At 48.3% G+C, this 21,095-nt stretch carries 18 protein-coding genes and 1 pseudogene; 7 read left to right on the forward strand and 12 right to left on the reverse strand.

The annotated features are described in order from the left end of the window. Window positions 1–934: ligand-gated ion channel (locus AC5JMP_RS18310; protein WP_495852923.1), on the forward strand; the 934-nt coding region annotated here is incomplete at its 5' end. A gap of 33 nt (window positions 935–967) precedes the next feature. On the opposite strand, the gene AC5JMP_RS18315 is transcribed toward AC5JMP_RS18310, so the two are convergent. The 6 genes and pseudogenes from AC5JMP_RS18315 to AC5JMP_RS18340 all read right to left on the reverse strand — a co-directional run bounded on the left by AC5JMP_RS18315 (window position 968) and on the right by AC5JMP_RS18340 (window position 8,871). Continuing rightward, window positions 968–4,189, reverse strand: a complete 3,222-nt coding sequence (locus tag AC5JMP_RS18315; protein ID WP_495852924.1) for a two-partner secretion domain-containing protein — start codon at window positions 4,187–4,189, stop codon at window positions 968–970. 73 nt (window positions 4,190–4,262) lie between these two features. Further along, window positions 4,263–6,878, reverse strand: coding sequence for a CHAT domain-containing protein (locus tag AC5JMP_RS18320; protein ID WP_495852925.1), 2,616 nt, complete (start codon window positions 6,876–6,878; stop codon window positions 4,263–4,265). Window positions 6,879–7,162: 284 nt separating this feature from the next. Further along, window positions 7,163–7,887: pseudogene (locus AC5JMP_RS18325) on the reverse strand (IS6 family transposase). Window positions 7,888–7,917: 30 nt separating this feature from the next. After that, the gene (locus AC5JMP_RS18330; RefSeq protein ID WP_495852926.1) at window positions 7,918–8,145 is read right to left on the reverse strand and encodes an SDR family NAD(P)-dependent oxidoreductase; all 228 of its coding nucleotides are present in this window, start codon (window positions 8,143–8,145) and stop codon (window positions 7,918–7,920) included. 52 nt (window positions 8,146–8,197) lie between these two features. Continuing rightward, entirely contained in the window at window positions 8,198–8,413 is a 216-nt protein-coding gene (locus AC5JMP_RS18335) for a tautomerase family protein (RefSeq protein ID WP_495852927.1), read from the reverse strand. 14 nt (window positions 8,414–8,427) lie between these two features. Further along, complete coding sequence (locus AC5JMP_RS18340; protein ID WP_495852928.1) at window positions 8,428–8,871, reverse strand: nuclear transport factor 2 family protein; 444 nt, start codon at window positions 8,869–8,871, stop codon at window positions 8,428–8,430. 154 nt (window positions 8,872–9,025) lie between these two features. On the opposite strand from AC5JMP_RS18340, the gene AC5JMP_RS18345 reads away from it, so the two are divergent. Next, a complete protein-coding gene (locus tag AC5JMP_RS18345; protein WP_495852929.1) occupies window positions 9,026–9,928 on the forward strand; it encodes a LysR family transcriptional regulator in 903 nt (300 codons plus the stop codon). Here the strand turns inward: AC5JMP_RS18345 and AC5JMP_RS18350 are convergent. Continuing rightward, window positions 9,918–10,439: an FAD-dependent monooxygenase family protein gene (locus AC5JMP_RS18350; RefSeq protein ID WP_495852930.1), complete on the reverse strand. Its 522-nt coding sequence runs from the start codon at window positions 10,437–10,439 to the stop codon at window positions 9,918–9,920. The genes AC5JMP_RS18345 and AC5JMP_RS18350 overlap by 11 nt on opposite strands. 198 nt (window positions 10,440–10,637) lie before the next feature. Between AC5JMP_RS18350 and AC5JMP_RS18355 the strand changes: the two genes are divergently transcribed. Then, window positions 10,638–11,825 carry a virulence factor gene (locus AC5JMP_RS18355; protein ID WP_495852931.1) on the forward strand — a complete coding sequence of 396 codons (1,188 nt, stop codon included), beginning with the start codon at window positions 10,638–10,640 and terminating at the stop codon, window positions 11,823–11,825. 163 nt (window positions 11,826–11,988) lie between these two features. Here the strand turns inward: AC5JMP_RS18355 and AC5JMP_RS18360 are convergent, their stop codons facing one another. The 5 genes from AC5JMP_RS18360 to AC5JMP_RS18380 all read right to left on the reverse strand — a co-directional run bounded on the left by AC5JMP_RS18360 (window position 11,989) and on the right by AC5JMP_RS18380 (window position 15,779). Further along, window positions 11,989–12,531, reverse strand: coding sequence for a helix-turn-helix domain-containing protein (locus AC5JMP_RS18360; RefSeq protein WP_495852932.1), 543 nt, complete (start codon window positions 12,529–12,531; stop codon window positions 11,989–11,991). Next, window positions 12,518–13,075 carry a hypothetical protein gene (locus AC5JMP_RS18365; protein WP_495852933.1) on the reverse strand — a complete coding sequence of 186 codons (558 nt, stop codon included), beginning with the start codon at window positions 13,073–13,075 and terminating at the stop codon, window positions 12,518–12,520. Before AC5JMP_RS18365 ends, AC5JMP_RS18360 begins: the two co-directional genes overlap by 14 nt. 134 nt (window positions 13,076–13,209) lie before the next feature. Beyond that, on the reverse strand, window positions 13,210–13,509 hold the full coding sequence (locus AC5JMP_RS18370; RefSeq protein ID WP_495852934.1) for a hypothetical protein: 300 nt from the start codon (window positions 13,507–13,509) through the stop codon (window positions 13,210–13,212). Next, a complete protein-coding gene (locus AC5JMP_RS18375) occupies window positions 13,506–13,826 on the reverse strand; it encodes a hypothetical protein (protein WP_495852935.1) in 321 nt (106 codons plus the stop codon). The genes AC5JMP_RS18370 and AC5JMP_RS18375 overlap by 4 nt, the downstream gene beginning before the upstream one ends. 543 nt (window positions 13,827–14,369) lie before the next feature. Further along, a complete protein-coding gene (locus AC5JMP_RS18380) occupies window positions 14,370–15,779 on the reverse strand; it encodes a cytochrome P450 (protein ID WP_495852936.1) in 1,410 nt (469 codons plus the stop codon). 665 nt (window positions 15,780–16,444) lie between these two features. Between AC5JMP_RS18380 and AC5JMP_RS18385 the strand changes: the two genes are divergently transcribed. The 4 genes from AC5JMP_RS18385 (at window position 16,445) to AC5JMP_RS18400 (ending at window position 20,474) form a co-directional block, all read left to right on the forward strand. After that, complete coding sequence (locus AC5JMP_RS18385; RefSeq protein ID WP_495852937.1) at window positions 16,445–16,819, forward strand: hypothetical protein; 375 nt, start codon at window positions 16,445–16,447, stop codon at window positions 16,817–16,819. Window positions 16,820–16,871: 52 nt separating this feature from the next. Continuing rightward, a complete protein-coding gene (locus AC5JMP_RS18390; RefSeq protein WP_495852938.1) occupies window positions 16,872–17,918 on the forward strand; it encodes a PDDEXK nuclease domain-containing protein in 1,047 nt (348 codons plus the stop codon). A 473-nt stretch (window positions 17,919–18,391) separates the two neighbouring features. Continuing rightward, the gene (locus tag AC5JMP_RS18395) at window positions 18,392–20,104 is read left to right on the forward strand and encodes a helix-turn-helix domain-containing protein (RefSeq protein ID WP_495852939.1); all 1,713 of its coding nucleotides are present in this window, start codon (window positions 18,392–18,394) and stop codon (window positions 20,102–20,104) included. Window positions 20,105–20,114: 10 nt separating this feature from the next. Beyond that, on the forward strand, window positions 20,115–20,474 hold the full coding sequence (locus tag AC5JMP_RS18400; RefSeq protein ID WP_495852940.1) for a helix-turn-helix domain-containing protein: 360 nt from the start codon (window positions 20,115–20,117) through the stop codon (window positions 20,472–20,474). The last annotated feature ends 621 nt before the right edge of the window (window positions 20,475–21,095 follow it).

The following is a 21,095-nucleotide window of genomic DNA, read 5'->3' on the forward strand; positions in this document are numbered from 1 at the left end:
TCAAAACTTTATTAGTGCCATTCCCTATTCTATCCTGCCCTTCAGGGCACTACCAGGAATTTTTGCGATGAACTTCCACGACCTGGATATTGCCAGCAATACTTACTCTCTAGATTTTTATATTTGGTTTAAGTGGAAGGGGGAGCTAGACCCAACGGCAAACCTGGAGTATCACAACGGAGTTGACGACTCAGATACAACTTCAGTCGCTTCCTATAAAACACCCGAAAAACTACCGGACGGTCGCTTCTTTCAAGCTTTGAGAGTGGATGGTCGCTTTGTTCAACCCTTTGCTTTGGCAAAGTATCCGCTAGACCAGCAGACTATAACGATTTCGCTAGAAGATTCAGTTTATACCGTTGACCAAATGGTTTACGTGGCGGACAACAGGCAGTCAGGCTACTCAAGTACGGTATCAATTCCGGGCTGGGAAATTCAAACCGCTAATATATCGAGTCTAGTTCATGAGTACACCACTAATTTTGGCGATCCAAGATTGGGAGATAAAACTCAGTATGCCGCTCTGCAATATTCACTGACTGTCTCTCGATCCGTTAGTTTCTTCACCTGGAAACTGCTGTTACCTTTAGTGATTGTTGTCGCTGCTAGTTGGGGCGCATTGCTACTTGAGCCGCGATACGTTGATTCCCGCATTGCACTATCGGTAACTGCACTGCTGACCACTGTATTCCTACAGCAGTCCTACTCTTCAACACTGCCGAATATTGGTTATCTGGTTTTGCTTGATAAGATCTATGTGATTGCGTACCTGCTCATTACTATTTTGATTTTGGAAGTGATCGTGACCGCTGACTGGATTAAGGACGAAAGACCCGAAAGCTATGCGCGAGTTGCCCGACTAGATCACATGCTTTTAGCCATTCAAACAGTCGCTTTTGTTGGAGGAATTGTGTTATTGCTTGTGCTGCGGTGATGTCAGTTTTGACAACACACGAGTGACGAGGTTCTATGGAGATCGCTCCAAACAAACGCGATCGCCTACATGTTCACCAACTACCTCTTCTGTTTGCGCCTGGGCAACCAAAACAACTTTGCCGTTGGCATCTCGACTGAATTCACTGGCTTCCATCACGGCGCTCTTAGAAGAGTCAACTTGCTCTAGACTGCGCTCATCTTGGCTCTGCGATTCTGTGGCTTGAAGGGGGATGCTTTGTCGATCGCTCCTCTCTGAATCCAGCGCCACCCAACCAAGAGAGACGATCGCTCGATCGCGCAAAGGCTGATCTGGACTGATCGGCAAGCCTCCCCGTCCAGTTGCCACAAATCGACTAGATTCATCGCTTCCAGGAGTACAGCCGCGTGCAATTTGGGTAGAGCGATCGACCACATCGGTGGGGAGTTCAATCAATCCTTGACTGGGGTCAATATCAGGCTGGTTAATTGTGACCGTACCGGATTGGTTAAACCGAGAGCTAGCGTCAATGTCGTTCGTTTGATTTTGAGGACTCGATCGCTGTTGCCCAATACTAAAAATTCCTTGAGCGGTAATAGAAATGTTTCCGCCTCTGCCTTGATCCGCGCTGGCAATGATGTCATTATTTTGTTCTGGCACAGCGACAACAAAGCCGTTAGGTGCATCCACCGTTACGTTTCCACCCGTTGCATTATCAGAGGCTTGGGCTGAGATCAGGCTATTGTTTTGCAAAAGCAAGCTATCGAGTCCCTGCAAGGTAATTTCAGCACCGCTCCCGACTCCGGCTTCTGCGGTGAGCCTACCTTGATTTAGACGAATCTGATTTGCCGCGATCGTTAAGTTTCCGGCTCTTCCGGCTGGACTACTCACCGTTATAGCTGCGCGATCGGACACTGCTAGTTGATGCGTTGTAATGTTAATACTGCCGCCTCGTCCCGTTGCATTTCTCTCTGTGCTAGCGAATAGTCCGCTGGTTTGACCTGATAGAGTAATGCGATCGTCAACCCGCAGATCAATATCTCCCGCAGGTCTGCTGCCCGCTGTCGTAGTCAGCAATCGACCTCCGTTGAACAATTCTAAAATACGGGAGTTAATGCGAATATTGCCCGCTTTTCCGTCACCACCGATACTGGCTTGGAGTAGACCCTCATTGCTAACCGTTAAGCGATCGGTTGTGATTTGAATGCCATTCGCATTTCCAACTGCGCCCGGATTAACTTGAGTTCGAATACTGCTGGCATCTCTGTTTCTGCTTCTGCCATCAACCGAGACGCGATCGGTTGCCGTGATGGTAATACTTCCTGCATCGCCACGGCTGCCAGAAAGCACTGCCGTTCCTAAAGCAGCCCCATTTCGCAATTTAATCTGGTTTGCTGAAAGGCGAATGTCGCCACCATTGCCGAATGCCGGAATCGTTCCATCGGTAAATCTTTCTCCGACCGCACTGAAAACACCACTCCGAACAACTTCATTGCGATCGTCCGCCGTTTGGTAATTGTTATTACTGCCATCAAAGATGGCTTGCTCGCGTACCTGAATAGTAATGTCGCCTGCATCGCCCTGCGCGAAGGTGTTTGCTGTCAATTGTGCGCCATTCAAGACTACAAGAGAACCAGACTGAATGTCGATCGCGCCCCCTTTTCCAACTCCATCCGTTCCAACAGCAGTAAAGATGCCCGTTAAATCTTGAATACCAGCCGCTTCACTATCGAGGAGAAAGCGATCGCGCACCCGAACGATAACATTGCCTGCATTTCCTTGTCCTCGTGTATTGGTTTGTAAGCGTGCCCCGTTGGTGAGCGAAAGGGAACCAGCGCTAAGACGAATTTCTCCTGCATTGCCAATACCTCCGGGTCTAACAACATTGAGAATGCCACTCGGATCACCTTGAGAATTCACACCGCTCAATCTTGCGTCTCCACGTACTCGAACGATGATATTACCGACATCGCCAGTACTGTTGGTGTTCGCAACCAATTCAGCCCCATCTGTCATCGTCAGTGAGCCTGCTTCTAGGAAAATACCGCCTGTCGAGCCGATCGCATCAGGATTAATCGTGTTAAAAACGGTCGCACTCTCTGTAAGCACAGCAGAACCTGCAACTTGAATGACAACCCGTCCCGCATTACCCTGCGATAATGTGGCGGCAGACAGGATAGCTCCCTCGTTTAAAACGAGCGATCGCCCTCGAATCACCAAATCACCGCTCGTTCCCATTCCTATCAACGAATTCAAAACATTGCTGCCTGAAATTTCAATATTTCCCGTGGCATTGAGAATAATATCTCCAGCCTGACTGTCTCTGTTGCCTAAATCTTGATCAATTCCAGCGCGTAGGATGCTATTCTCTCGAATCTGGATATCCTCGGCATTAATCTGGATCTCTCCGCCATGATCTGCTCTGACATTTAGGAGAGCGCCCCCATTGATCAGGACGTTACCGCGAGAAGACCTCGAAAGTTGTCGAACTGGTTGTTGTAGTGAGGGACGGGAATCAGCGCTGAGTTCAACGGTTGCTGGAGCCTTCACAGCAAATAATCCTAGCTGTCCACCTAAAGCATTTAAACCCCCTGCGATCGCCACCTCTCCCCCGATCAAAAGCAGATTTTGCCCATCAGCGACTCTCAGCCCCAAGAGCGGATTTCCGGCTAAGCTTTCTCCTGCATCTGCAACGGACTGAGTTTGAATCTTTCCAGGTCTAGCTTGATTGAACAACAGAGCTGAGGGGTTGATTGTTAGTAGAGGTGGAGTTTGAGGATCATTAGTACCGAAGAAACCCTGTGTGCCAAATTGCAAGCGATTTGCAGTAGTTCCGACAAATGAGCCTCGCAGATCTAACGTAGCGTTGTTGCCAAAAACAATGCCGTTAGGATTCATCAGAAATAGATTCGCGTTTCCCTGTACCCCCAACGTGCCCGAAATATTTGAGGCACCTCGACCCGTCACCCGACCAATAATGTTGAATACACCCTCTGGATTGGCAAAGTAAAGGCGTTGTCCGTTACCGACATTAAACTGTTCAAAGCTATGGAACAAGTTCGCTCCTCTTCTAGCTCCCCCTTCAATCCGATCGCCATTCCTACCGTTAATTGTGACATTCCGATTCACAGTAGATTGTTCTGAACCAAGGGTGCGATCGGGTGTCACTTGAGCTATGACAGCAGTATCCGATAAGAGAGCGATCGCACTCATCGAAACCGGAATAAGTGCGATCGTGCCCTTGTTAAACCATCGATGCCAAGTACCTGCTTTCATGGTTTTGCTTAAGCTCAGATATAAACGCATACCTTTACTTTTCCTTTTTATGCAGCCGTTCTCAGGTCTTGACCTATAGCCAGTTGCCGACCAACACATAAGCTGCCCAATAGCTAGGACGGCTGTAGTTGGGATACTGCTTCAACAACATGACTTGCGCCCGCCGCAGCGCCTCGGCTTTCGTCACCTTAGAGGTAGCTAACTCCTTGTAAAACTCTCCGATTAGAACCGCAGTAGAGCGATCGCCAATGTTCCACAACGAAGCCAAGGTGCTTCTCGCCCCTGCCCGAACCGCTGCTCCCGCCAAACCCAGCGTTGCCCGATTATCTCCTGCTGCCGTTTGACAAGCGCTCAAGACCAAAAGTTCGATCGCGAGCGATCGCGTTTCATCTCGACGACGTAAAAACGTATCAAATTGCGTCACATTAATCGGGCCATCTGCCGCCAAGATAAAGGTATCTTCTGCCCGTGAGCTAAACTGCCCATGGGTTGCTAGATGCAGAATATTGAACGTCGCCTGATTAACCTGATTCTCTAAGGTCTGGCTCGTAAAATCTTGATCAAGCAGGGTCGTAATCGTCGCCCCCGCCGCCGAGATAGAGTTGAACTCTGATTGAATTTCGGGTAGCGGTGGAAAGTTTTGAAACTCTAAAGGCGGTTGCACAAGACCTGCTGCCAGCACCTGTAACTTTTCTTGGGCGATCGGCTCAGGGTTTAGCAACTGTAGCCCAGGACTCAGGGCAACGGCATACTTCTCAACCAAATACTGCTTGCCATCATAAAGAGCCGCCATCGGCACGCTCCTGAATGCGCCATCTAGGACAAATACCAAGGTCTTAATGCCGCTTCGTTCTAGTTCTGATTCGATCGGTTGGATGAGCCAGCTATGAACCTGCTGAGAGAGAGACTTGACTTCGGCGATCGTATCCGGTTCAGTAAGACTCTGCCGCAGTTTGGTTAAAATGCTTTCTACTTCAGCCTGAGATTGGCTTACAGCGTAGTGATGTAAAGATTGCCCCGGCACTTTAACAATCACCTGTAGCTGATCCGGCAGAATAATGGGATAGAGAATAGCCGTCGTTGGGTTATCCTGATCTACCACTTTGTCCAGCAAAACGGTGGTTGTATTCAAGCAAGATTCCCGAAAGAAGTTATCTAGCTCTGCTAATTGCAAAGCTTCAACTCGCTGTCGAGCCTTATCCAAAGTTTGTTCATCTACAGGTGTTTGAGATTGCAAGAGCAATTCAACAGATTGTCGGTAAACAGGTTCTACGCTATCCCTAAAGGAAAACTGTACCTCGCGATTGACGGCAACTAAATCATTCCGCAGAAACTGTAATTCGTCGATCGCCGCATCATAGGCTACGAGCGCTCCTGCTACATCTCCCTGCTGTTTCAACAATCGTCCAAGCTGCCAATGCCAGCGATAGGCAATATCAGCCGCATTCGCCACATCCGCCAACCGCAACGCTTGTTCAGTCAAATCCTTGGCATTAGCCCACTGCTGAGCCTGTTCATATAGCCCTCCCAGCGCTCCTAGCGCATAGGCTTCCGCTCGTTTATCCCCCAGGTCGCGAGATTGCTGAACTGCCCTAGCTAGGAGCCGAGCAATGTTATCCCGTGAAGCCTGTGGGTATTCTTTGTCCTCTAATTTGATCAGAGACTGAGAAAAATGAATCGTGGCGTAAACGGCTGTTTGGCTAGGAGGTAAGTCAGCTAATTCTGTTGTAATATCCGATAAAAGCTGCCCATCAAGCGCTTGATTGGCATTGACGAGAAGGCTGAATTGATTGATGCGAGCCTGAACTTTGATCAGCGGTGAAGGCGCTGTCTCGATCGCCTGTTGGTAAAAAGCACTGGCTTCTTGCACATCTTGCTGAACGCTAGCCGTATTACCCAAGCTGAGCAAAGCCGCACTGATCTCTTGAGGAAGCTGTAGCCGTTCCGATAGCGCTAAGCTAGCTTGCAGCACTTGACGAGATTGTTCCAAATCTCCCGTAAACTGGAGTGCCTCTCCGAGCGATCGCAGTTCTACCCCCTTTGTGAGCGAATCAGGTTGAGATTGTAGACTCTGGCTCAGCTCAGTCAGCAGCGTTAATGCTCGGCGGTAAAACCCTAGAACCTGCAAGGCTTGAGCTTGGTTAATCTGGCTGCGGATGATGCCGCTGCTGTCATTCCTCTCACGGTAGAGGGCTTCAGCCTTCTGCCAAGTTGTCAGCGCTGGCTCTGTCTGCCCCTGCTCAAATTGCAGCGAACCCTGAATTTCCAGCGTCTGCGCCAAAATCTGTGAGCGATCATCTCTCTCTCGATCTAAAAGCGGTGGGCTACTTTCCAGTAGGTCTAAGCCCAGCAAGTTTAAGCTGGTGATAATGGCTTGAGTCGCCTCTGAGAACAGACCTGATTTTTGATAGACCAGGGCGAGATTGCTCAGAGCCATTGCCTGTCTGAGAGTATCGCCTTGCTGCCGATAGGCTTGAGCTGCCTGTTGCAACATCTCTGCTGCTTCAATGAATCGTCCTGTAGCGTAGAGTGATTTACCCTGTTGCACCAACTGTGAATCAGCTGTACTCAGCCTAGACTGAGCAATGGGAGCTATAGACTGTGGATTTGCTGGACTCTGCGTTATCAGCAGAGCTAGAAAGAGTGATGCGATCGCCAGTAGTCCATAGGAATAAAGGAAAGCTTTCAATCCCCTACTTTTCCCAAAAAGCCGTTTTCTTTTTGCCCATTTTAGCTTTAGAGCAAACCCTAAACTTTGGAAGAATCCTGCATATTCTTTCACTCTATCTTCCTCGGAGTGGATTAGTGGGGGTGCATTTCTCCATAGCGAGACCGGGCTTCCCCGGTTGTTCAACGAAACAACATTTCGAGAATAACATTACAAACCAATTACATTACGCTGCTTACATCGGCATTGACGGTTGTGTCGCAAGAACTTATTAAGGAGAAATGATCGGTATCGTTTGCATTTTCTTACGCAACAGCTCCAAAGAGTGCTTCGATAAATCTGACCTGAGAGATAATATCCCCTTGGTCGATTCCTTTTACTTGTCCTTTTCTCATCATATTCATCGCTTCGATTCCACTCAACGTTCTTCTTGCACTGTTGAACGTCTTCAATCCCATCATCGGTTTCACAATTCGCTTGATATGACGATGATCTTGCTCAATCACATTGTTTAAATACTTGCTCTGCCTTAATTCGGTCTCTTGGTCAATCGTTTCATCTGCTTTGAGTGCCTCCATTGTCGCTGGATAAGCAGCATTCTTGTCCACTGTAATGACTCGGGGGGACTGAATGTGCTGACCTTTAAGCACTTTACGGAAAAATCGTGCCGCTGCCTTGCCATCCCGCGCTCGCGCTCAACATGAAGTCCAATGTGTTACCTGCTGAATCAACAGCACGATACAGATATCTCCACACACCCTTGATTTTGATATAAGTTTCGTTCACCCTCCAGGAATCATTCGTTGGCTTCAAGTGGGGTCGAATCCGTTTGTCCAGTTCTGGGGCGTACCTCAACACCCTACCTCAACACCCAACGGTTGATCGTCGAGTGGTCAACTTCCACTCCTCGTTCCTGCATCATCTCCTCTAAATCCCGGTAGCTCAAGGCATAGCGGCAGTACCACCGCACGTTGAGCAGGATGATCTCAGGCAAAAAGTGCCGCCACTTAAACAGAGTAGGAGTAGACATCGGAGAAAGAGAAGGCAAAGGTAGACCCATCTATCTTACCACCCACCAGTTTCTGCGACACAGCCATGTTGGATCGGTAATGTCACCTGCTACAAGATGGATACGATCGGGTTGATCGAGTTTTTGAGCCGCCGTTTCAAGTTTTGAGAATGTTTTCCCGTTCAGTATCACATTCACCTGATTGTGCAAAAATGCTTCAGCAATGGCATAACCTAAGCCAGTTGCACCGCCCGTGATAATTACAGTCTGAGTTGTCATGCTATCTACCTCCAATTCAGTTCAAAGATTTGACTGTCTAGATCGATATTTTTCAATGTGATTGTTGCTGAATGCCTTGCCGAAGTTCTTTCACAGGCACGCCAGCAATTCCCCAATCTTCAGTCGCAACTTCATCAATGACGACAAATGTCGTTGCTGGTGTCTTATTTAGAACACGCACCAAAAGTTCTGTTACACCTTTGATGAGTTCAGCTTTTTGCTGTGTTGTTGCGCCTTCGCGAGTGATTTTGATGTTTACATAGGGCATGGTTTGACCTCCCGCTAATTCTGGCTTGTTGGCAATATTGCTGTGTCTGCATGGATCGTGTAGTGAAAGACTTTGGCAATAATTTTCCATTCGCCCCCAAGCTGAATGAGGCTGAGGAGATCAATAAAATCTTTGCCTAGCATGGAAGAACGCATTCGGGCGATCGCGGTCACAGCCCCTGCGAACTCGATCGAATCGATCGAAAATGTATAGGGTTCACCGGAAGATTCTGGGGAAATTCGTTGTTCAACGATTGGGAAATAGGAATGCATATCAAGATGCAAGAGTTCTCCGCTAGATGCAGTGGAGTATTGAGCACTGGCATGAAACACGGTTGCCAAAAGAGCTGTATCACAACGATATAAAGCGTCGTAATATCGCTTGAGCAGATCAATGATCGCGAAATATTCAATGCCGTAAACCTGTTTATCCACCGCACAGACCTGTGCTTGATTCATAGTTCCTCCGCGCTTCGGGTCATTACAGCTTGAAGCGCATACTTTGACCATAACTCTTCACTCAAAAAAGATAAAGATCAATTTAGTTGAATGACTTTTCACCTATAGTGAATAATGCATGTGGCGAGATGGATCGTTTTGTAAGTGATTTTATATGGACAAATTAATTGCTCTGAACGTCTTTAGACGAGTCGTTGAGTTTGAGAGTTTTAGCCGTGCAGCAGGCGCTCTGAACTTATCAAATGCAGCCGTCAGTAAAAATGTCCAGGAACTGGAGAAAGAATTGGGAACCCAGTTGATCCATCGAACAACCAGACGTTTGAACTTGACTGAAACAGGGCGACTCTATTTTCAGCGAGTTTCCTCTATTCTGGATGAACTGGAACGTGTTGAAGAATTGGTTTCCGATCTCTCGGTCAAACCCCACGGATTGCTTCGCGTGACAGCACCCATGTCTCTGGGTTTAACCCATGTAGCAACAGCGATTTATCAATTTCAATCCATTTATCCAGATATGCGGATCGAACTCATTCTCAATGATCGCTATGTGGATCTCATTGAGGAGGGATTTGATGTGGGGATCAGAGGGGGCGGATTGGTCATCGATACCAGTCTCGTCTCACATCGAATCTGCGATATTCAACGAGTCGTTTGCGCGTCACCTGCATATCTAAAGCAGTATGGTGAACCAAAATCGCCGGAGGATCTAAAGCAGCACCATTGTGTAGTTTACACCCTAGCGCGATCGCCCTATGAGTGGAGTTTTTGGCGAGGTCATGAAACAGTGTCAGTGCATGTTGATGGATCTTTAAAAGTGAACAATAGCCTTGCTGCAAGTCAAGCTGCTGTTGCGGGACTCGGTTTGATTTTTTTGCCCATGTTCACAGTCTTAGATGGATTAGAACGTGGGATGCTGAAAACTGTCTTGAAAGAATGGTCTATGGAACCTTTGACCCTGTATGCGATTTACCCAAAACATCGCCAACACTCTGGAAAACTTCAAGTATTCATAGATTTCATATCGGAGGCTCTTGCATCAATTGCTGTCAGACTTTAACCTTTAGCAAGCCAACAGCGGGTCTGGTTAAACTCAGCGGAGCAGTCACCCACTCCGCTGAGTTTAACCAGACCTGATCTTCATTGGCAACCAGACCTTGAACCGCGCACCGCTCCAGGCAGGTTAAATTCTGGAGTGCCAGAACGTGGTGGCGTACACTAACTTCTAGCAAGGGTCGGCTCATACAGAGCGCTGTAATGCCGCTGTGATATCGAACTTTGTATCCTCCATACTGATACCAGAGTAAATCGCTGCCTAGCTCCAACCTGGTTGCCCCAGCTGGGAGTAGCTCAATCTCCAGACCGGGAAAGAATTGCGACAGAATTTGCTCCCCTTTGGCTTGCAAGACATGCAGGTGACGACCTTGAGGAACTCCCTGGCGATGTGCAGCATCGGTTGGTAAGGAGTCGCGATCGAGCAGAGTGACTTGCCTAAAGTAGTCACTTAGGACGCGGGCTGTCAGTAGCCCTGACATGCTGGCACCGATAACAACTGCGTGATCTAGGTTCATGAGCAGGGCTTTGACAGAACGAAGCCTCGATGCAAATCAATCCTGTGGCTAAAGTCGCCAACCTCAGAAAATAGCTGTTCTATTGATGGTGGCACCTTAACAGATTCCAGCAGGTTAGGATCAAACTGAAGTCACTGCTCCTGAAATCAGATTCATTAGGCTGTGGCTGTTTAATCCCGACAAGCTAAGGATGAGGCAATGCAACTGCTCTCGATCGAAACTACTCCCAGCCCAAACTGCATCAAGCTTAATCTCAATGGGGTGATTAGCACTAAAGCACTGACGTTTGACAAAGGCGGAAATCAGACGGAGGCACCCGTTCTGGCTCAGCAGTTACTGACCATTGAAGCCGTGCAATCTGTCTTCTTCGTGCAGGATTTCATCACCTTGACCCGCCAAGGAAACGCTGAGTGGCAGCCGATACTCGCTCAAGCTGCCCGTCTCATTGGAGTGGCTCAGGAAGCCGATGCCAAATTGCTCGCTCAGGTCGCCCCGCCTCAAACTCAAAGCCAAGTTCAGAGTGCTGCCAACTTAGGTCAGGTTGAGGTTGCTGTTCAGGTATTTCGCGCCATTCCGGTGCAGGTGCGCGCCACCGCTGCGGATGGGCAACAGGCTAGAGTGGCGTTGCCAGAGCGGTTCAATCAAGCACTCCAACGGGTCGTTCAAGCGACTCAAGCCAATTACGTGGCTGAGCGTCACTGGGAACCCTATCAATCTCCAGCGGGTTCTCTCGATGAAGTGGCACAACTTGTCGCTGATGAGATTGCCAGCCTGATTGACGAAGACGAGTTGGCTCGAATAGAAGCTATTGCTATTTCTCAGGAGCGCAAACCAGAGTCAGTTAGCCACGCCGCCCTCCAACAATCCCTGATCGCTGAGCTGCAGCACCCGAACTGGAAACATCGACTCAAAGCGCTCCAACAGATTGAAGTGACGGCTGACACCTTTCCTCAGATTCTGGCTATGTTGGAAGATGAGCAAAGTACAATTCGGCGCTGGGCATCTGCACTCCTCGGTGCCAGTGGTAGACTTGCTGCGGTTGAGCCGTTGTGTCGAGTTGTCCTAGTAGACCCCTCCGCTATGGTGCGGCGAACGGCAGGGGATGCCTTGAGCGATTTGGGCGACACCAGTGCAAGGGCGACAATGGGTAAAGCCTTGGCAGACCCCTCTAAGCTGGTGCGTTGGAGAGCGGCTCGATTCCTTAATGAAATGGGCGATCTCACGGCAGTGGATGCTTTACGTCAGGCGATCGAACGTGAAGCTGAATTTGATGTGCGGGTTGAGATGATGACTGCGTTAGAGCGGATTGAGGGCGGTGGCGACACTCAACTGCCGATGTGGCTACGGATCACCCAGGGTGGGGAAGCGGAATCAATCCTGACCTAACTCCGGCACATCGGCAGCCGTTCCACGAACTTAGATGATCAGTAGCAAGAATGTTTTAAGTCTCAGCGTGGAGTCATTTGCTCAAAAAGCGGTATCAGGCTCCCATAAAACGTAAACAAGCGATCGGCAGGTAGTAGAGCAGGGCGCTATCTAAAGATGCTGTTCAATCGTTATCACTACTCTCCAACGTTTCACGGACATGCTGCCAAATCTGATTATTCTTGATGTACCAAATCAAACTGGGAGAGACATTGAACTGCGCAGCGATCGCCCGTTGAGACTTTCCCTGCTCTAAAAGCTGCCGAATCTTGGGAATGTCGCTTTCAGTGAGCTTGCTGTTGTGATGCAGAGAGCCTTTGTGGGGCTTTGGAGGAATTTGCCTTCGCCCACTTCGCATCAAGCTGTCTTGTAAATTCTCAGCAGGCGTACATTCGCTTAAATGCTCAGGATTGATGCAACCTGCATTATCGCAGGAGTGGCAAGCCCAATAGCCAGCGCGAATCTCACGCTCTAATTTTGCCACCAGCATTAAGCGATGAATCATATAGATCCGTGCGTGGATGATGACAGTCGGGTACTTCACCACTTTTCCTTTACGCTTGCCAATGTAAATCATGCATCCGTGGGCATCGATTTCAAACGGCAAAACTCGGACGCATCCCTGGTAGGTCAAGCGAATCGCCTGTCCTAGTTCATATCGATTCATCAGTGCTGGGCTTGAGGTGTGACCAAACCTTGCCGCGTTTAATGTGCGAGATTAGCGATTTGTGTACCCCAAAGAGAGCCGCGATCGCTGAGTGAGGAAGGTTCGCCTTTAGCAACAGCCAAATCAATTCCACATCGGCTTCCGTCAATTTGCTGGTTGGGTTCTGAGATTCGGGCATAGGTGGAATGCGGTAGGTGTTGCGCCGTCCCTTCTGTAAGCAATCTTGAGTATTATCCTGGGGTCGTCCCTCGAAAAGATGATCTGGATTGATGCAGCGTGGATTATCACAAGTGTGGCAAGCCCAATGCCCCGGCGCTATGGGTCGTCCCAGCTTCCCTGCCAAGGCGAGTCGGTGAAGCGTCGCCTTCTCTCCATCAAGGGTGGTCAGGCTGTAGCTCCAGCTGCGATCGCTCGTGGTGCTGAGGCGTTCAAAGCATCCTTGGGCAGTTACGCGGTATGGAAAATTCCGTCGATGCTGTGCTGTGTAAAGCATCATCACGGGGATAATTTCATAGGCGATCGGCTTAGGCATGTCACTTGGCAAATTGAATCGGGATGAATTCCATTAAAAAAGCCCTCGTTGTGGAGGGCAACAAAAAGCTGTCAGGCTGACAGCAATTAGGGAGAGCGTCAATAGTTAGCAACTGAGAAGGAACAAGAGGATAAGAATCTAGAGTATTAGAGTTCCCGCCCCAAGCGGCACCACGATTGAATCAGGCTGGGTTTAATCCGTTCGGTGTGGCTCCAGAGCAAATGAATTTCAGCCAAGCGGCGGCAAAATCGTTCAGCGGGTTCCCGTTTGCTCTCCCCTGAGGAAAACCAATGTTCCACCGTGCTGCGTGAGGCTCCTGTTAGATTGCTCAGTTCTTGGTAAGAAATCTCCCAAAGCTGAGTAAAAGTCATTGGCGGTAGAGGTGGTGGACAATTCTCATAAAGTCGAAATAACTCCCACTGGCGCTGGGATGGGTAGCGTTTCATGAACTTGTCTCCGATCGCTTGCTCATAATCTCGTGAGGATCAACAAGCTCCAGGTCTTCCTCATACCCCCAGTCCGCAAAGATACCATCTGCAAAAGACGGACTGGAAGAGTCTAAGGCGATCGCATAGTGATAGCCACTTGCTTGCACACTGCCCTCAGAACCAAAAACAATGCCAAGGACACGTCCGAAGTCTTGACTGGGCACGCAACTCCACCGTACTTGCTGCCCTAACTGAAATTTAGCTTCTGGTAATGTTTCGGGTATTTGTTCTGGAAGCGTTACGGGTGGAATTGAGATTGGGTTTCTGCCTACCATAATATTTCTTGGTGAGAGGATAGATTGATAGAGGGGCGCTGCTTAGATGGCGATCGCAAAGCCTATCAAGGTGTACTTCAGGATTGAACCTAATCGCACCTTCCTGTCACTCAACATATCACGTTTGTCACCATAATGGTTATTTTTGATGACAAACAGATTTAGATAGGCGAGACCAAGTATTTTTGGAGGATGGCAGATAAACGCGATCGTCTCACAGTAGATCTTTCAGACCTGAGAGAGCGAATTGAACAATTGCAAAAGACAAATCCGTTCTTGGCTGAGATGTCGCTGAACAGAGCGATACGGTTCCTACTGCGTCGAGGAATTGAGCAGCAAGAAAAGGAAGATGGACTAGCTCCACCTAGAGATCCTTAACCCGTGCCAACTCTCTTACTGAGAGAATCAGAGTTCACAACTTAGGGAATATAAAATCTCAAAATTACTGTTGTATTCCCTAAATTTTCTCAGAAATGGTTGTGATAAATTCGCTAACGGCATCCGTTACTAAATGAAGGCGCTATCGCCACAGCTCTTGCCAATCTATCGCCGAATCAGGGATGAACTAGAAACCGATCGTTTAATGCCCGTGACTCGCATCTGGAGCCGATCCGATGGAGCCATGGTCAAGCCGCGTCGAATTGGCCGGATCGGCTGGGAGTTGGCTATTGTCAGATCCATCTTTGACACCAACTCAAACAAGACCAGCTTCATTTCAAATAGAGCAAAAGCAGAGCCAATACAACGCCGATCGCCCCCGCCAAACGGCAGATACTCATAAGGTGAAAACTGTCGCTCTAAAAACCGCTCTGGTCTAAACTGCTTCGGTTCGGGATAGACCGCCGCCCGGTGATGCGCCAGATAAATCGAGGGCATGATCACCGTACCCGGTTCTAGGGCATAGCCTGCAACAGTCATCGGCTGCTTGACTACACGCGGGAAAGCGCTAATGGCGATTGGATAAAGACGCAGAGTCTCCTGACAGATAGCGCTGAGATAGGGCAATCGGGCGATCGTCATGGGATCTAAACTAGCTTTATCATCCAGTGCATCTATTTCTGCCAGAAGTCGAGTGCGAACATCCGGTAAATGGGTAATCCAGTACAGTGCCCAGGCTAAAGCCGATGCCGTTGTCTCGTGCCCTGCAAACAGCAGCGTGATCAATTCATCGCGCAATTCAACATCGCTCAGCGGCTGCCCCTCTGGATCACGCGCTGCCATCAGCAACGCCAGAATATCCGTCCTCTCTGCGTCAGGTTGAGTGTGGCGATCGGCAATCTCGGCATAGATTAAGGCATCCACCTGCTGCCGCAGACGCAAAAACCTTCCCCAGGGACTCCAAGCTCCCCAGTCCTTCTGCAAGAACGGATAGAACAACAGCATGGCGCTTACAGGTGAACCAAAGACATCCAGCATTTGACATAGAACCTGCCGCAACTGGTCATAGCGCTGTCCGCTGTCAAGACCAAACACCGCCTTGAGAATCACCTGTAAGGAAATCGACTGCATCGCCGGACGCACTGCAAAGGTCGTGCCGATCGTCCAAGGGCGCATCACCTGTTCTGTGATGTCCTGGATCACCTGAGCGTAAGAGCGCATCCGATCGCCGTGAAAGGGAGGCATCAAAAGCTGTCGTTGGCGCTGATGGGCTTCGCCTTCGAGCAAGACAATGCCATGTTCACCCAAGAGAAACTGAAGAACTTGATTGCCCCGCCCAGCGCTCAGTTGCTCAGGTTTAGCTGTAAAGATATCTTCGAGCGCTTCAGGACTGCTGAAGTAGATTAAGGCTGGTCTTGAGTCCGGCGCAGTCACCTGGTAGTCATCGCCATAGGCTCTGACACGGGCATCCAGGGTTTCAAACGGACGAAAGATGAAGCGCAGTCCCCAAATGCGACGGAGCCAGTAGGGAGAGTTCAGAGAACCGTTCAGCGATCGGGTGGAAGGGTCAGCCATGATGTCGGTTGGGTGGGGCAGGCTGGAGGTTGAAGCAACTGATCTTCCTCCATGTTAACCAGCAATTGATGGAGCAAATCGACGCTTGATTGCTCTAGTACCCTCTAAAGTTTTAGTCAGGTTTGGATTAGGCGATCGCTCTCTTAGCTTCCATCATTGGGGCTTGTAATAAACCGCTCGAGCATATGCTGCCCAGAATGCAAACTTTACTTAGGGAACATAAATGCTCAAAACCAGCTTTGTATTCCCTAAATCAATTTGTAAGGCAGGAACGTACGAAGACACTCCTTGGTGTATTTACTCTTTTTGATTTAATCCTTGCTCCAATCTGACTTGTAGTTTCCTCAATTCTTCGATTGAGCAATCTTGACCGCCAGCATCTAGAAGTCTAGCAATATCCAACAGTTGAGCAGATAGATACAGGGGGACACGAATGGATTTCGTTGGCAGATGGTGCCAGGTTGTCCTCTGCCGAATCAAATTTTTAGTGCATGGTTTAGGGTTTGCCATAGTTCAAGCGTATCACAAACAAGTTGAACTGAAATAAAATGATCTATTCGTGTGTTCACTCGAATAGGGGGGCATTGAGAGTATAATAAACTTAGGGAACATACTCAGGCTATCTTGCCATTTGTGTTCCCTAAGTTTATCTCATTACGAAAACAATGCCTCGGCGCACACCCGCTCAGCAACTCATCGCAGAGATCCATAGCTGGGAGACAGAGCATCTCATCGACCTGCGAGATATGCTAACCGGGCTAATCGAGGCACAGCAGCAGCCTGTTACGCTAGCAGTTGCCGATAGACGCCCAGATGGCTCAGAGGTTGGAGTGCGAGGAGGAACGGGACACATTGAATTGAAGATGATTCCCGATCGCAAGTCTGGCAAGTCTTATGGTCCCTATAAATACCTAAGATACCGAGGGATCACGAAGAGAGGTGCGATCGGATTAAAAAGCGTTTATCTGGGCAAGGCGCTTCCTTCAACAACTGAAACCCAGTCCCCTGCGATTGAAGCCAGTACCTTGAATGAACGGTAATTTGCTTAGGGAATATTCGACACTTAATCAATAGAGAAAAGGATGGCAGTGAGTGAACCAGCTTGGTAGAGAATATGAAGCATTTCTACGCGATCTCAAAGAGCGCATTCGCGATGCTCAACTTAGAGCTGCAATCGCCGTCAATCGAGAACTGGTGCTGCTCTACTGGCGGATTGGACACGAGATTTTGACGCGGCAGCAGCAACAAGGCTGGGGTGCAAAGGTAATCGATCGCTTGGCAAAAGACTTAAAGCAAGAATTCCCAGAGATGCAAGGGTTTTCTCCTCGAAATCTCAAGTATATGCGAACATTCGCCGAAGCCTATTTAGATGAACCAATTGTGCAGCAAGCTGCTGCACAAATTCCCTGGTTCCACAATTGCGTGTTGCTCGATAAGGTGAAAGACCCCGTTCAGCGGCTATGGTACATCCAGCAAACGATTGAACAGGGGTGGAGCCGAAATGTGCTAGTGCTTCAAATCGAAAGTGGGCTATATCAGCGACAAGGAAGCGCGGTAACTAACTTTGAGCAGGTACTGCCCAAGCCACAGTCGGATTTAGTGCAGCAGATTATCAAGTCTCCCTACAACTTTGATTTTCTTTGCCTTGGTGACGAGCGATCGGAACGTCAGCTTGAACGGGCGCTAATCGATCATATTCGAGACTTCTTGCTAGAGTTAGGGGTCGGATTTGCGTTTCTAGGCAGTCAGTATCCGATTGAGGTAAGCGGCAAAGAGTATCGGCTTGACCTGTTGTTCTACCATGTTCAACTCCACTGCTATATCGTGATCGATCTTAAAACTGGAGAATTTGAGCCGGAGTTTTCCGGCAAAATGAACTTCTATGTAGCAGCTGTAGATAACTTGCTACGCTCACCAAAAGAAGAAGCCACGATCGGAATTATCTTATGCAAAACCAAAGATAAGACAACGGTCGAGTTTGCTCTACAAGGTATTCAAAAACCCATCGGAGTTGCCACTTTTCAACTCAATCGGGATCTGCCAGAATCGCTCAAAGGCAGTTTACCGACAGCAGAACAGCTAGAAGTTGAACTCAATACCGCAATCATCCAGGCTGAGATTAGAGCAGAAAAAAACTAGAAGCCGCGATTGTAGGCGATATGCAGCTACGTAAAATGTTTTCGATGCTGCTTTAAATCGATCATTGGTCATCTTATGGATACGTAAGCTCGTCATTAAAAGCTCTTGGGTGTAATATGCGATCCCTGTCTAGGTTTTAATTCGTGGTCAGAGAAATCTGAAAGCTACGAATACCAAGCTCAGCAAGGTTTAGACACTTTCTCAATTTTATGGTTTGGAATATTTTACTTACGGAGGAAAATAATTTAATTTGTGTGGAGAAAAGATTTCGCCCTGAGTTAGAACGAGGTTACAAGGTTTCTACGGCGGCAAAATAACACCTAGACAGGTATCGTGTAATATGCCTAAACCCCACCGACTTTTGCAACGACGATCGCCACTTTTCGACGGAGTGCAATCCATCGATCCATTACAAATGAAAAAAATTGCTCTACTATTTAGGGAATTTGATTCCACCTGTGGAATTTCACAGCATGGGTAAGCTACATCCAACAGAAACCAGCGTTTATGACTTCGAGCCAGGGCTGAGTGGCGATCGAACAGGTCGTTATATCACTCTGGAAGAGGGCGGAACTGGATCAACAATTATTGTGTCGTCTCAAGATGCGGACACTGCTCAATCCATTCCAACCGCTTCAAACAATGACTATCACTGGGCATCGCTAGTTAAGAAAATTCTCACGCCTACCTATCTTTCTACGCTGATTGCAACTCTGCGCGATCACTCCTCCCTGCCAGAACTCGTTACAACGCAACTGCTCCAGCATTTACTCAAAGTCTATCATCACAAAGTTGAAGTCATAATTTCCAGCGAGGGCATGGACTCGCTGGATACTGGCTTGCCGCATTTTAAACTAGTGAGCCAGCGCAAAAGTGGCACGAAAAAGCTGGAACTCGTCTTTGATGACGACAAGATTAAAACCTATCTAAAAAACTCGCTCTCAGAACTGTTTACCTATACTGGTTTCTGGGAAGAATTCGCCAGAGCGATCGGAGCGAACCTTATTGTTTGGGCAGCCGAAAATTTGGAGCAGCACATCGGACACGCTACACTGACTGCTTTACAGCCGGAAGAACTGACGCAGGATGTCAGTCGATCGCTTCTTGAAATGGATACCACCCTCTTGCAGGAGCGCATTAGCTTCTTCGGTCAAATTTACTGCCAAGACATCACGCGCAAAATCGTCAAAGGGTTCGATTTGCCGAACTGTTCGCTTCAAGATATGGATAAGCTACTGGGATTGAAGCCAAAGCCACCAACTGAAGTTAGAACACGACTTGATCTTGACCCAATTGCGGTTTTGCCTACATCTATTCCCATTGCCAGCAGCATTCGTGCTCAACTGCGCCCCGATCTGTGGCAGCAAAACACTGACGAACTTGCAGTGTTTCAGCATCGAAGCAAAAACAATCCCAATAATTACATCGAACACTACATCACAAATCCAGGCGACATTGCCTTGCTACCTTGGGAAGCTGCTGACCAAATTATTAATAAATTCGGGTTTGATACCGTCAAGCTGCAACTGATCTTTGCAGCTCGAACCATGGAAGAGGATGAACCTTGGAGCCGTGCCTTTACGCTCAAAGCTAGCGACATCATTCACCTTCTCGGCTGGGATCGCAATCACAACACTAGCTTATCTGAGAAGCGAAATGCCGTTGCTAGCACCGCTTTTGCCTTGTCTTGTTTGCTGGTAAAGTCTGTCTGGATTGAAGGTCGGGGCAGAAAACAGATCGACGCTAGCACTCCGATCGGGCGGATGTGGGATGTCCTCATCGACCCGCATGGTCAGATGGACTGGGTAACTGGAAAAATAGAAAAGCCCGAAGAGGTATACATCACTGTCAGTCCTGGTCTATGGACAAAGCACTTTCTCAACCGAGCAGGCAGTAAAGCCAAGGAAGCACTGCACCAGTTTGGCTACCTAGCAAAAGATATCCTTAAAATTGACCCTTATCACAATGAAATGGCATTGCGTCTGGCGATTCAACTGACGCTCGATTCTAGGATTCGCGCGAGGAACGAAAATCCTTACGCCTATCGAGTCTTAAATCTGCTCGAAGAAGTGCTACCTAAAACTGAAATCGAGAAAGCGCTAGAAGACAAATACAAAGCTCGCGACCTGAGAAACCGTTGGGACACATGCTCTCAAGCTGCTGAGCAGTCTAGGTTGGCAAATTGAGTTTGACCCTGTGACTTATGCGGGTTGGCTTCAGCCCAATAGCTGCGGCGAAAAGCCAGAAGATTGGCGCAAAGTCAAAGTAATCGATCGCCTTTTCCGAGCAAACCTCACGATCAAGCCACCGCATCCTGTTCCTGGGCTACTGGCAAAAATCAAAGAACCTAAGAAACCTAAGCAGATTGCCGCTGCTCCTGTAGATAAACTAACTGGAGAACAGGTAAAACAAGGTCGTGAGAAACTCAGCTGGAATCGGAAAGAGCTAGGTGGCTTTCTCGATCTCAGCGCCGACTACATTGGCAAACTTGAGCGGGGCGATCGCGAAATCACCTTAGAGCTAGAAACTCGCCTCAGAAAGCTCCTGCATCTTTGAGACAAGTATTGTTGTCTTTTTCAGCTTGATGCCAGACGATAAACTATCTTAAAAGCTTGTAGGATATGGCTTCCAGACTACCTGCAAGTAAGACAGGCTGCTCCGTATTGCATCACTACGAGCCATGTTTCCTAAATTTGATAGGAAGGGCAAACGCCATTTGTAAAGGTCAAGCTAGCGATCGACACATCAACTCGTTAGGGAAGATGAACCGCCTCGTATTTCATCATCTTCCTCCAAGCGCTCAGATTAACTTGCTACGCTTCCACTAACTTAAGACAAAAACCTCCGTATCGCATCACCTGAAGAGGAGGTAGCAGCTTATCGATAAAGCAGCCTTAAACCTAAAGCTCAAGAGCTGTGTGAGCTTTAGACTCACCTAAGATCCCAGAATTTGATGCAAGACTGATAGCTTTGGCGATCGCAATTTGCCTTGTTAAAAACAAGTAGTTAGATGGCTCAGTCCTTAACCTCTCTGCCCAGGATGGTTCAGTATCTACCAATTACAGCAGACGGTATGAGACAAATTTATCCGTATCGCTACACCCTAGATTTTACTGTAGCCCAGCACATTAGAGAGAAGTTTTCAGACAATTATCTCCGTATATCATCACTTATTTG

This window comes from Drouetiella sp. (assembly GCF_059504425.1).

What these genes read in the sequence shown, in the direction of transcription:
- AC5JMP_RS18330 (WP_495852926.1), bottom strand. Translation starts at nt 8,145, where the DNA reads ATGACAACTCAGACTGTAATTATCACGGGCGGTGCAACTGGCTTAGGT.
- AC5JMP_RS18380 (WP_495852936.1), bottom strand. Translation starts at nt 15,779, where the DNA reads ATGGCTGACCCTTCCACCCGATCGCTGAACGGTTCTCTGAACTCTCCC.
- AC5JMP_RS18345 (WP_495852929.1), top strand. Translation starts at nt 9,026, where the DNA reads ATGGACAAATTAATTGCTCTGAACGTCTTTAGACGAGTCGTTGAGTTT.
- AC5JMP_RS18395 (WP_495852939.1), top strand. Translation starts at nt 18,392, where the DNA reads ATGGGTAAGCTACATCCAACAGAAACCAGCGTTTATGACTTCGAGCCA.
- AC5JMP_RS18315 (WP_495852924.1), bottom strand. Translation starts at nt 4,189, where the DNA reads ATGAAAGCAGGTACTTGGCATCGATGGTTTAACAAGGGCACGATCGCA.
- AC5JMP_RS18340 (WP_495852928.1), bottom strand. Translation starts at nt 8,871, where the DNA reads ATGAATCAAGCACAGGTCTGTGCGGTGGATAAACAGGTTTACGGCATT.
- AC5JMP_RS18355 (WP_495852931.1), top strand. Translation starts at nt 10,638, where the DNA reads ATGCAACTGCTCTCGATCGAAACTACTCCCAGCCCAAACTGCATCAAG.
- AC5JMP_RS18360 (WP_495852932.1), bottom strand. Translation starts at nt 12,531, where the DNA reads ATGAATCGATATGAACTAGGACAGGCGATTCGCTTGACCTACCAGGGA.
- AC5JMP_RS18370 (WP_495852934.1), bottom strand. Translation starts at nt 13,509, where the DNA reads ATGAAACGCTACCCATCCCAGCGCCAGTGGGAGTTATTTCGACTTTAT.
- AC5JMP_RS18385 (WP_495852937.1), top strand. Translation starts at nt 16,445, where the DNA reads ATGCCTCGGCGCACACCCGCTCAGCAACTCATCGCAGAGATCCATAGC.
- AC5JMP_RS18350 (WP_495852930.1), bottom strand. Translation starts at nt 10,439, where the DNA reads ATGAACCTAGATCACGCAGTTGTTATCGGTGCCAGCATGTCAGGGCTA.
- AC5JMP_RS18335 (WP_495852927.1), bottom strand. Translation starts at nt 8,413, where the DNA reads ATGCCCTATGTAAACATCAAAATCACTCGCGAAGGCGCAACAACACAG.
- AC5JMP_RS18375 (WP_495852935.1), bottom strand. Translation starts at nt 13,826, where the DNA reads ATGGTAGGCAGAAACCCAATCTCAATTCCACCCGTAACGCTTCCAGAA.